This is a genomic window from Endozoicomonas sp. SESOKO1, from assembly GCF_024606265.1.
Taxonomy (GTDB): domain Bacteria; phylum Pseudomonadota; class Gammaproteobacteria; order Pseudomonadales; family Endozoicomonadaceae; genus Endozoicomonas.
The window spans coordinates 1-1,052 of record NZ_JAHHPP010000132.1 but is presented as its reverse complement, the minus strand read 5'-3'; the positions used below and the strand labels follow the sequence as shown (position 1 = coordinate 1,052).

Here is a 1,052-nt window from a genome sequence, read left to right as displayed (position 1 = left end):
CCACAATGGCAGCTCTCCATTGATAATCGAGTGGCGATTAGAAAAAGCCAGTTGCATGAGTCAAATAAGTGTGTTCAGGAAGTTTGGCCGTCATCAAAACATGAGTACCGTCTGGAAGGGTGTATAGCCCCTGATGCCAAACCAATGCGCATGGCATTTTCAGTGCGAGACCCGGAGCGGGCTGCGGCAAGGTTTGTTGAGTCGTTTTTGCAGGCGAATAACATCAAACTTGAAGGCAGGGTTGTGATTGAAAAACCACAAGGTGATTTTAAATGGCTTGTGGCCAGTCATCATTCCGTACCTGTACCGGATCTTTTACAGCGAGTACTGGACAAATCAGACAATCTATACGCCGACAGTCTGCTGAAAACCATAGGGTCAGCTGTCAATGGTGAAAAGGGCTCATACTCTTCAGGCACTGAGGCGGTTCTGGACATGTTAAGAGAAGAGGGTGTTGACTTGACCAGGGGTAGATTAGTGGATGGTTCAGGGTTGTCCCGATATAACATGCTCAGTGCTGATAACTTTACTGAAGTGTTGCAAACCGGTTGGAGAAGCTGGAGGGAGAGTGCGCCCTGGCTGGCCTCACGAGAAGATGAGCGTCGCTGGCTGAAAACTGGCCACATGAGTGGGGTAAACAGTATGGTGGGTTATGCCTTTCCGGAAAATAACGCACCTTTGATATTTGCTGTACTGCTGAATGGGCTGAGACCGGTTCAGCCAGCGACGAATGAAGAGGTAAGAGCCTTTCATCATGAAATCAGGTTGTTCCACCGGGCATTTCTTGAGCGACTGACGGATACACAATAAAGAAGGCATCAGCTTGTTGGAGGGTTGTCGTATATTGTTCTGAAAATTAACGGATGAAGTATTGCCTTCGTCCGTTTTCTCTTTATAATGCGCAGCTCTTCCCAAGGCATTCCCAAAAGATTGTCAGAGATCAGCAGAATGAGTGTTCGTTGCTGAATGGGAAGTGCGGTTTGAAAATGGGTTGTTTGGATTGAATGAAAAACAACCGGTTGACAAATCAAACTGGCGCGGTAAGATGCGCC

At 47.5% G+C, this 1,052-nt stretch carries 1 protein-coding gene; it reads left to right on the top strand.

The window, feature by feature from the left end; genetic code table 11:
* On the top strand, positions 1 to 810 hold an 810-nt coding region (gene dacB, locus KDK13_RS06600), incomplete at its 5' end, for a D-alanyl-D-alanine carboxypeptidase/D-alanyl-D-alanine-endopeptidase (protein ID WP_257284184.1).
* Positions 811 to 1,052: the final 242 nt, after the last annotated feature.